Source organism: Microcystis sp. M53602_WE12, from assembly GCF_030065455.1.
In the GTDB taxonomy this organism is placed as follows: domain Bacteria; phylum Cyanobacteriota; class Cyanobacteriia; order Cyanobacteriales; family Microcystaceae; genus Microcystis; species Microcystis aeruginosa.
The window spans coordinates 1-10,319 of sequence record NZ_JASJFB010000217.1 but is presented as its reverse complement, the minus strand read 5'-3'; the positions used below and the strand labels follow the sequence as shown (position 1 = coordinate 10,319).

Here is a 10,319-nt window from a genome sequence, read left to right as displayed (position 1 = left end):
GCGGGGATCGGGGGAAAATTCAGGTACTTTTTCCCTGAAAATTAGGTAGTTGACCACCTCAAAACTGGTAAAACCCCACACCCCACACCCCACACCCCACACCCTGCCCCCAGGAAAAGCTTTTTCAGCAAACCCTAATTAAAATTCAAACTTCTGTCACCTCCCTCGATGATGAGACGGTTAATCAACTTTTGCAGAGTCTTTCGGCTAAATTAGCTAAACATCTGGGAAAACCCGAATCCTATGTGATGACAGCTTTAGAATCGGGTATAAAAATGACTTTTGCTGGCACTTTTGAGCCGGTGTGTTATGTGGAGATTAAAAGTGTTGGTTCTATTTCCGCCGCTCAAACTAAAAGCATGAGTAGTGATTTTTGTCAAGAAATTGAGGCTTATTTAGGAATACCGAAAAATCGCATTTATCTAGAATTTGCCGAGGCGAAAGGTGATCTTTGGGGATGGAATGGCACTACTTTTGGCTAATTTATGCCAAAATTATCGGAGATAGGGCTTATTTTAACTCTCTGGTGAGGATTTTTGCCTGTTCAATCCAAGCTAACATCACCGCAATATCGGGACATAAATCGCGTCTTTGCAGATTAGCCACCTGAAAGCGGAGAATCTGTCGATGCAACTGCTGAATTGATGTCTGTGCCAATTGCGGGATGGAAGCAATACCGGCATGAACCAGCAAACCGCAGTATTGACAACCCACGGTGGGAATCGAGGCTAATTCCGCCATTGCCACCCACTTATTAATATATTTAGCCTGAATTTGCATTCTTACTGCTAATTTTTCCTTACCCAATTGCGGACGAACTTTTTGCAGAAGTTGTGCGGTGGTGTCGATACCGCAATCCTTTAATTTTTGGCAATCTTGGTCACTTAACCCCGGCAAATGTTCAATTAACCAGCTTTGCCTGTGGATAAGTTGCGATCGATTCATCGAAATTATTAACTATTGATAAGTAGATTATAGCAGTTAAGTAGGGAGGCACAATTATTTGTAGGATGGGTTAGCGGTAGCGTAACCCATGCGGGCTATCGATTATGAAGAATACATCAGTATTTATAATTTAGTAATTAAATTAATCAGAAATTTTAAAGATGATCTATTAAATGCCACCGTGACGGAACAGTATAAAAAAGTCAAAATTATATAGGGTTTGCTGAAAAAGTCAATTGGCTGATGATGGGGTGAGTTTCCTACACTCCACCGATTATGCCTGAAAGCTTGCATTTTTTGCTTATTCATTTTCGGTACCCAAGAAATACCTTAACCAAGATTGTAAAGTTTTAGCACGTCTTTCAACAGTACTTTCTGAAAGTGACGGACACACTTCTAGTAAAAATTCTCTTGCTCTTTCTGGTTTGATTTCGGAGAGATCATGAGCATTTTGCCACTTAAACCATGCCAAACCCACCTTTGAAGCAATAAATTGGTGAGCCAAGAATCTTTTTTTTGATTTTTCTGACAGACGATCAAGCATGAAACAAGCAGTAGTTGGCTGCACTCGTTCGTCAGCCAGATTAAGAATTTCTGCAGCCCTTCTATAGTAGGAAAACTGCCTTTCTGTAATACCATTTCTATCCAAAAACTGTTGTCGAACAGTTGGCAAAGAATGAGGATATTGAATTAACAGCGAAGATAAATCAACAACTCGTTCTAACCTATCAGCTTGTGGAATATCATGAGAAAGAACCCTGATAGATCGTGATTTTAACCCTGTTAAACTAGATATATATTCATGTTCTGTAGAAATTGTTTTAATGACATTAAATTCTGAAGAATTAATGGAGACAGCCATATCTACTCGCAAATCATCCTCTTTGATTTTTGTGACACAATCTTGCCAAATACTAACAACTTCTAAGTCATTTTCACTTTCATTATCAATTTTTCCTGAGGAAAGGTCAGAGATAGTTTTTGCCAGTAAATTTGCGTGATTAGGACTGAGATTGACATGAAGTATAATTGTCCAAGAACCAGGTATTGCCTGCGCTGGAGTAAAAGCGGGAAGTTTATTGATTCTCTCAAAAGTCAGATCGGCAATTTCTTGAAATAACCGCTCTAATTTATCAATTACACTAGCAACTACAGACCAAGATTTTCTATCTTTAGAATCATTGTCAATACGAACTGCAACTGACAATCCATCACTATCAAGAACTGTTCCAATAGTGGCAAGAGACGAAGTGACTAATTGGAGTAACTTGTCTTTTGTCTCTGCCAAATTCTTATCTTCTGTATTGCGCTGTAAACTTTGAGTATTATAAATTTTTTTAATTAATTCTTCACCAGCAGAAAAAACATTACTATCTGAATATTTGGTTGTCCTGGCTTCTTCAAAAAATATATTAATTCCCTCTGACCATTCAGCTTTTAACTCTGAGTCATCTACTTGCTCTAATAGATTATTACTAAGAGATTGAAGTTCTTGAAGCTGCGTTTTGACATGAGGTGCTTTCGCATAAATTCTTCCCCAAGTGGCCAAAAAATCAAAAGTTTGTTCGGCAATTAAAGGGGTTCCGTCCGCAAGACTAACTTTAAAAAAAGCGTCGAGGGCAGGGGCAAGAAGCGCAAAAATTGGTAATTCCCAACTATTGACAGAAGCGGTAAGAACAAGTAGGCTGATTCTAGATGGACTATCAGGGGGAATACTATTGCGAGATAAAATTGACGCAATAAATAACCAAACAACCTCATTGTTAATCTCGCTGTCATTCTGTAGAAGCTTACGTCCCAATACCCCTAAGCCGATTTCTGAAGCTTTGATCGATCCCAGTGCCAACAGATCTGCAAACTCTCTAACATGACTATCCACCCTTCTCAGATTGCCGAAAGCTCTATCAATTTCTTCTCTAGCGTTATCACTATCGCCAGAGTCTAAAAATTGTTGTACTCTTCTAAGCATCGTTGTCATTCTGTTTGGGGCGAAGGGATAAAGGTAAGACCACTGCGAATTTCAATATCTACACGGGCGTTTTTAGTTTTACGTTTAGAATCCTGAAATGAGTGCGGTTGTGCCTCTGGAGTGACACCACCTTGCTCACTAGCATTTGTAACAAAGCGTTCAGCTTTTCTAAACGCTTGTTTCCGTTCCTCTCGTTGACATTCGCTGCATTGCCCTTTAATATTAGCAAGAAATGATAATCCTTCTTTAGCAGTAACAGGATTTTTTCTTGCCCAAGAACAACTGTATCCACCCTCTTGCTGGATATCGTCTCCTTGAGCTTGTACCCTCCCACGATAAGGTTCTGACGAACTCGACATATTAAATGTTCAAATTTATTCATTTAAGACAATTATATAGTAATTATCAGCAAAAATGTCAAACAAAGCCCAAATACTTGATTAGAATCAATTATCAAAAGTTTAGCTATAAAATTATGTAGAATGCTTTCGACGACGTACTGGGAAATTACCTGACAAAAAAAAGTTGATAGAACCAAAACGGTCTATCAACTCTTAAAGTTATCCATTCAAGAACTAAAAATTAACGTTCCTGAAAGACGATTTTTTTGTCCAGGGAAGGACGGTTATTCGACTTAGAGGGGTACTTACTACCACCACTGCGGGGAGTTTTATTAATCACCGGTTTACTGCTCGTCGGTGCGGGAACTTCCCAATCGGTTTTCATCCACTGGGGACAATTTTGATCGTAGATCATTTGCAGGGCAGCAGCTGCGATCGCTTGGGGATCGTATTCTTCACTTAAATCCCGCACTAAAGGCAAGAAAGAAGCCATACGTTCCCCCGATAAAGCCTCTTTTAGCTGATTTTGCAGCTTGGCCAGGCGTTTTGCTTCTACTTCGGTGCGGCTAGGAATGGGACTAGATTCCAGACGTTGACGCAGACGCTGTTCAATCTGACGCAACAAACGCCGATCGATCGGTTCTACTAAAGATATAGCAGTTCCCGTTTTACCAGCGCGGCCCGTGCGGCCAATGCGGTGAATATAGGTTTCGGCATTATCCGGCAGATCATAGTTAATAACGTGGCTGAGATTTTCCACATCTAGACCGCGGGCCGCGATATCTGTGGCTACCACCAATTTAATTTTGCCCTCGCGGAAACGTTGCACCAGTCGTTCCCGTTGCACTTGGCTTAAGTTACCGTGGTATTCATCCACCGTTTGCCCCGCTTCTTGCAGTTTGCTGGTTAATTCGGCCGCGGTTTGCTTGGTGCGGACGAAAATAATCGCCGATTCTAGGGGTTCGATCTCTAACAGGGGTTGCAGGACTTTTAATTTCGTCCAACCGCGAGGGATCAGATAAATTTTCTGCTCGATCTTAGCAGGAGCGGCCTGGGGTTGAGAAACCGTCACAGAAACGGGAGATTTCAAGAAATTAGCGATTAAATCGCGGATTTCCCGGGGCATAGTTGCCGAGAAACAGGCGGTTTGACGGGTGGAGGGGGATGCTTGCAGAATTTTCTTCACATCATCGATAAAACCCATACTGAGCATTTCGTCCGCTTCATCGAGGACTACCCAGTTTAAGGATTCGAGATGGAGTTTTTTGCGATCGAGCAGATCGATTACCCGGCCGGGAGTCCCGACCACAATCTGGACACCTTTTTCCAGACTGCGGATCTGACGTTCCATGGATTGACCACCACAGACTGTCAGGATAAAGAGACGACGATCATCAGAGAAATCTTTGATGGCGCTGGCCACCTGTTGGGCTAATTCCCGGGTGGGGGTGAGGATTAAAGCTTGAACGTTAGGATTTTTGGTGTCCATGCGTTCCAGTAAAGGCAGGGAATAGGCGGCGGTTTTGCCGGTTCCCGTTTGTGACATTCCTACCATGTCATGCCCTTCTAGAAGGAGAGGGATGGCTTTGGTTTGAATTTCCGTGGGGGTGGTGAATCCAAGCGTTTCTAGGTGTTGAAGACGGCTATCGGATAAACCTAAATTGTTGAAACCAGTGGTCATAGGGATTGTTTTGTGGGAATTAAATAAGAAAAATGGAAAAATTAGACTATTTCGCCGTAGAGATCGTAGGTATCGGCCGCAGTGATTCGGACCTGTACGATCGCACCTAGAATCGCCTCCCCTGTCACATAAACCAAGCCATCCACTTCCGGGGAAAAACGAGCGGAGCGCCCGATTAATTCTCCTGTTTCTGGGTTTTCCTGTTCGATGAGAACATCGACAGTTTGACCGATATAAGCTTGATTTTTGCGTTCCGAGATTGGTTGCTGAGTTAACATCAACCTTTCGCGGCGTTCGTCCATAATTGCCTGTGGCACTGGATCGGGCAGGTCAAAAGCGGCTGTACCTTCTTCGGCGGAGAAGGTAAACACCCCGACGTGATCGAACTCATGACGCTTGACAAATTCCAGCAGATGGCTGAAATGTTCCTCGGTTTCTCCGGGGAAACCGACGATAAAAGTCGTTCGTAAAACCGCGTTCGGGATAGCTTGCTTGATCCGCTCGATAATGCCATCGTTGACTCGTCCTTGCCAGGGACGGTTCATCCCCCGCAGGATGTCGGGATGGGAATGTTGTAGCGGCAAGTCTAGATAGGGTAAAACATTCGGGCTCTCTCGGATCGCTTCGATAACCTTTGGCGTTAACCCGGTCGGGTAAGCGTAGTGAACGCGAATCCAAGGTATATCGACTTCTCCCAGCGCTCGCAAGAGTTCCGCTAATTTGGGTTCGCCATATAAGTCTAACCCATAATTGGTTGTTATTTGCGAAATGAGAATTAATTCTTGCACCCCTTGGCTGGCCAATTGTCGCGCTTCGGCCACAATGGACTCGATCGATCTCGATCGCTGATCGCCGCGCAGCTGGGGAATAATACAGAAAGCACAGCGATAATCGCAGCCTTCGGCCACCCGCAGATAGGCGACTCCCTCGCTGGTGGTGCGATAACGGGGCAGATTTTCGTCGGCGATAAAAGTGGGATCGGCGCTGACTTCCTTGACTCGTTCTCCCGTCTCTACCCGTTCGACGATCTCGACAATTTTCTGATAATCCCCCGTGCCGACAATGGCCACGGCTTCCGGCAATTCCGTCAGGAGTTCATCTTGGAAATGTTGGGCCATACAGCCGGAGATAATAATTTTTTTATTAGCTTCCGCCAGTTCCACGAGGGTGCGAACGGATTCTTCTCTAGCTGCTTGAATGAAACTACAGGTATTAACGATAACGTAATCGGCCAACTCCTCGTCATTATCTACGGGATAGCCGGCCTTGGCCAGCAGTCCTAACATATGCTCGGAGTCGATCCGGTTTTTCTCACAGCCTAGGTGTGAGATGGCGATGGTTGGCTTATTGCCCATGCGATCGAGTATCAACCAAATCTTAAACTTCTCTTTTAATGTTAAGACATTGTGAACTACTCTCAACGGATTTGAGAGCTTCCTGCTTCAATGGGATGCGCTTTCTACCTCGAAAGATAGCAAGTCTTACCTTCCCGACCCAGGCAGGAGTCCTAGTTCCTAAGACCCACACTTTTTCTTGCAACACGACCCCCCGAAGCTCGGTTATCGCTTAAGGAATAGTGGTCAAGACCCGTTTATGATAACATAGTTTTTTGGAATTGTCTATATACAAAGTCAGCATTGATGAGGGGAACTGTGGGGCGAATTACTTCGCCCCTTGAAAAGCCCCGTCCCATCGCACTAAGCGCGAGGGACGAATGCTGGCACTAAGTTAAAATAATTTCCCCCCCGTGGAACCGTGGGTAGGCCTTCACCCTGTTAAAATGGGTGAGCGGCGCATGGTTGGGGACGCTAAGAGTAGTATACGCTGTGAACTTAATTGCAACTTTCAAGACAAAAAACCCGATTATTGGCGTGGTTCATCTCGCCCCCCTGCCCACTTCCCCCCGTTGGGGTGGCAGTCTCAAGACGGTGATCGAGCGGGCTGAACAGGAGGCGACGGCTTTGGCTGCCGGTGGTGTTGATGGTTTGATTATCGAGAATTTTTTTGATGCCCCCTTTACTAAGCAACAGGTGGATCCCGCCGTGGTTAGCGCCATGACGTTAATTGTTGATCGCATTAAAAATCTGGTGGTCTTACCGATTGGTCTTAATGTTCTCCGCAATGATGCCCATAGTGCTTTAGCGATCGCTACCTGTGTTAATGCCCAATTTATTCGGGTTAATGTGCTAACGGGGGTTATGGCCACCGATCAGGGCATTATTGAGGGTCAGGCCCACGAACTCCTGCGTTATCGCCGCGAATTGGGGTCTGAGGTCAAAATTTTAGCGGATGTTTTAGTTAAACACGCCCGCCCCTTGGGAACCCCTAATCTGACTACGGCAGTGCAAGATACGATCGAACGGGGACTGGCAGACGGGGTGATCCTCTCCGGTTGGGCCACCGGTAGCCCCCCTAGTTTTGAGGATTTGGAACTGGCAGTGGCGGCGGCCAAGGGAACACCGGTTTTTATCGGCAGCGGGGCTGATCTGGACAATATCGGGCGGTTACTGCCGGCTGCTGATGGGGTGATCGTGGCTAGTTCCCTCAAGCGTCATGGCAAAATTACTGAACCGGTGGATCCGATCCGGGTGTCGCAATTTGTGGAAACGGCACGCCTGATCAACGATCAAAAGGCAAAAATTGATAATTCGCTGCCTTCTTTGCCTCTGTCCACATAACCCCTTGCTAGAATGGCGGATAGTTTCAGGGGATAGCTATCCTAAGTTTTTAGGAATTGAAAACGTCCTAATTAACACAATATGGTTAGGGAATTTTTCCTTTCAACAAAGTGCATTGAGATTTCTCTCCTGACTCCTGACTCCTGAATTCTGCTGTAATTTAATCTAAATAATATTATGCGTCGTCGTTCTGTACCTTGGATTCATCGCTACTCCCGGCCTCTAATTGGGGGCGTTTCGATCGTGGGGGCGATTCTGACTGGCTATTTAACCATTACCAAACTGACGGGAGGGGCTGCTGCCTGTACCGCCGGGGCTAGTGATGGGGCTGGTTGTAGTGGTGTTCTTAATAGTCCCTACGCTACGGTTTTCGGGCTGCCCTTGAGTTTGTTCGGTTTTTTGGCCTATATTGCCATGGCGGTTTTTGCCCTCAGTCCTCTATTTATCAATGGGGAAACTCAGAAAAATCTCCGCAAAAGTTTAGAAAATAATACCTGGTTATTGCTGTTAGCGGGGGCGACGGCGATGGCGGTATTTAGTGGTTATTTAATGTATATTCTAGCCACGGAATTAAAGGAATTGTGTCCCTACTGCATCACTTCAGCTTTGTTCGCTTTAACCCTATTAATTCTCACAATTATCGGTCGCGAATGGGAAGGTTTAGGACAAATTATACTGCCGATGGTTGTAGTGGCAATGATTACTTTTGTGGGAACTTTAGCGGTTTACGCAGGAGTAAATTCCCCCACGGTGGCAGCAGGAAAAGAAGAAATTACCCGGCCAATGACAGCGGCTAAACCTCCCTACGGTTGGGAAGTAACCACGGTTTCGGGAAAAGCAGAAATCGCCCTGGCTAAACATTTAAAAGCAATTGGTGCGAAAGAATACGGGGCTTTTTGGTGTCCCCACTGTTACGATCAAAAACAGTTATTTGGTAAGGAAGCGGGAGAAATCCTCAAAAAAGAAGGGGTTTATATCGAATGTGATCCCCAAGGGGTTAATGGTAATCCTCAAGCTTGTCGCGATGCCGGAATTAAAGGTTTCCCCACTTGGATTATTAAGGGTCAAGAATATTCGGGAACCCAAAGATTAGAGAAATTGGCTGAGGTTTCTGGTTATACTGGCCCGATGAATTTTAAATATACAGTTCCGGGACGTAAGTAGGAAAATATTGAGGGGTTGAACCCTGTTCAGCCCCGACATTTTATGGTGTTTGTTCTCTAGATAAAGTAGAACTTTAATTTTGTTCTTAGCAATAGAGGGAGATTGAAAGTTGCCAGATTTTGATCAACCTATACCCCAAGACAAACTTGACATTATTGATAAAACTAGAGCCAATTTATTTGTTTGGCGAGGTCAGTTTTCACCCCAACTGATAGAGACTATTTTAAGTTTCTATTGCCCATCTAATTCGGTCATCCTCGATCCTTTTGTGGGTAGCGGAACTGTTTTGCTAGAGGCAAGTTATTTATCCCTAGAAGCTTATGGATTTGAGATTAATCCCGCTGCTTATATCATGAGTCGTACCTATGAATTTATCAATGATTCTCAAAAAAAAGAAGTTCTTAAAAACCTGAGAAATATCCTCGATCAAGAATTTCCTTTGAGAATTTTTGAAGTCAGTGACCAAGTAGAAAATTTAGTAGATAAATTGCAAAATACTAGGAATATGCTACCGGATCGGTCAAAGGTTTTATTTGATGCTTTAGTAATCATTTTTGATGTGTGTAACAATAAAATTACTCAGGAATTTATTCAGAAAAAATTTTTACATCTTAGCAATATAATTACTAAGCTACCTTACTCTCAAAAGCCGATCAGGGTTGAATTATCTGATGCTCGTTCTCTACCACTAAAAAATAATCAGATAGATTTTGTTGTGACTTCTCCACCCTATATAAATGTTTTTAATTACCATCAAAATTATCGTCAATCTGCTGAAATCTTAGGATGGGATTTACTCAAGATAGCCAAGTCAGAAATTGGTTCTAATAGAGCAAATAGGAGTAATCGTTTTTACACTGTAGTACAATACTGTTTAGATATGGGTGACATTTTAAAGGAACTGGCAAGAGTCAGCAAGCAGCAAGCAAGAATTGTTTTAATTGTAGGACAAGAATCTAACGTTCTTGGCGTACCTTTTTATAATGCTGATATTATTGAAAAAATAGGTGTCAAAGCCAAGCTATTTCAGAAAGTATTAAGACAAAAAAGAAAATTTAAGAATAAATTTGGTAAAGTTATTATAGAGGATATAATTAATTTTATCAACTTAAATAATCAAGTTAGCCAAGAGGTAATAGAACAAATTTCTAGAGAGGTAGCATTTGAGGTATTGGAAAGCAGTAGGCTGTTTGTATCTTCAGAAAACCAGCTATGTTTAGAATCAGCAATTGCCAAAGTCAATAATATTCAAAAAACACCAATTTTAGATAAGAGATTATATATTGACCCTGTTAATATTTAATTTTAACGAATTGAAAAGATTTGATGCTTTTTCACAATTTATTGACTATTGCTATAGTTGTAATTAAACAGTAAACAATCCCAACCCAGCAACTAACTAGGGTCTGCTGAAAAAGTTTTCCCTGGGGGCAGGGTGTGGGGTGTGGGGTGTGGGGTGTAGGGTTTTACCGATTTTCAGGTGGTCAACTACCTAATTTTCAGGGAAAAAGTACCTGAATTTTCCCCTCAATCACTCCAAT

At 43.2% G+C, this 10,319-nt stretch carries 10 protein-coding genes; 5 read left to right on the top strand and 5 right to left on the bottom strand.

Going from position 1 to position 10,319, the window contains the following annotated elements; genetic code table 11:
• Positions 1-137: 137 nt before the first annotated feature.
• Positions 138-482: a phenylpyruvate tautomerase MIF-related protein gene (locus PX482_RS07940; RefSeq protein ID WP_159294496.1), complete on the top strand. Its 345-nt coding sequence runs from the start codon at positions 138-140 to the stop codon at positions 480-482.
• A gap of 28 nt (positions 483-510) precedes the next feature.
• Here the strand turns inward: PX482_RS07940 and PX482_RS07935 are convergent, their stop codons facing one another.
• On the bottom strand, positions 511-945 hold the full coding sequence (locus PX482_RS07935) for a DUF4332 domain-containing protein (protein WP_288093796.1): 435 nt from the start codon (positions 943-945) through the stop codon (positions 511-513).
• A gap of 88 nt (positions 946-1,033) precedes the next feature.
• Here PX482_RS07935 and PX482_RS07930 point away from each other — a divergent pair, with 88 nt between their 5' ends.
• On the top strand, positions 1,034-1,162 hold the full coding sequence (locus tag PX482_RS07930) for a hypothetical protein (RefSeq protein WP_288093795.1): 129 nt from the start codon (positions 1,034-1,036) through the stop codon (positions 1,160-1,162).
• 84 nt (positions 1,163-1,246) lie between these two features.
• Here PX482_RS07930 and PX482_RS07925 read toward each other — a convergent pair whose 3' ends face one another.
• The 4 genes from PX482_RS07925 to rimO all read right to left on the bottom strand — a co-directional run bounded on the left by PX482_RS07925 (position 1,247) and on the right by rimO (position 6,291).
• Positions 1,247-2,914: a DUF7226 domain-containing protein gene (locus PX482_RS07925; RefSeq protein ID WP_288093794.1), complete on the bottom strand. Its 1,668-nt coding sequence runs from the start codon at positions 2,912-2,914 to the stop codon at positions 1,247-1,249.
• A gap of 5 nt (positions 2,915-2,919) precedes the next feature.
• Positions 2,920-3,273, bottom strand: coding sequence for a hypothetical protein (locus tag PX482_RS07920; protein WP_002741232.1), 354 nt, complete (start codon positions 3,271-3,273; stop codon positions 2,920-2,922).
• A gap of 223 nt (positions 3,274-3,496) precedes the next feature.
• Complete coding sequence (locus PX482_RS07915) at positions 3,497-4,936, bottom strand: DEAD/DEAH box helicase (RefSeq protein WP_002763242.1); 1,440 nt, start codon at positions 4,934-4,936, stop codon at positions 3,497-3,499.
• A gap of 41 nt (positions 4,937-4,977) precedes the next feature.
• The gene (rimO, locus tag PX482_RS07910) at positions 4,978-6,291 is read right to left on the bottom strand and encodes a 30S ribosomal protein S12 methylthiotransferase RimO (protein WP_288122288.1); all 1,314 of its coding nucleotides are present in this window, start codon (positions 6,289-6,291) and stop codon (positions 4,978-4,980) included.
• 471 nt (positions 6,292-6,762) lie between these two features.
• On the opposite strand from rimO, the gene btpA reads away from it, so the two are divergent.
• The 3 genes from btpA (at position 6,763) to PX482_RS07895 (ending at position 10,081) form a co-directional block, all read left to right on the top strand.
• Positions 6,763-7,614, top strand: a complete 852-nt coding sequence (gene btpA, locus PX482_RS07905; protein WP_043999475.1) for a photosystem I biogenesis protein BtpA — start codon at positions 6,763-6,765, stop codon at positions 7,612-7,614.
• A gap of 177 nt (positions 7,615-7,791) precedes the next feature.
• Positions 7,792-8,778 carry a vitamin K epoxide reductase family protein gene (locus PX482_RS07900; RefSeq protein ID WP_002763245.1) on the top strand — a complete coding sequence of 329 codons (987 nt, stop codon included), beginning with the start codon at positions 7,792-7,794 and terminating at the stop codon, positions 8,776-8,778.
• Between the two features lie 109 nt (positions 8,779-8,887).
• Entirely contained in the window at positions 8,888-10,081 is a 1,194-nt protein-coding gene (locus PX482_RS07895; RefSeq protein WP_002763246.1) for a DNA methyltransferase, read from the top strand.
• Positions 10,082-10,319: the final 238 nt, after the last annotated feature.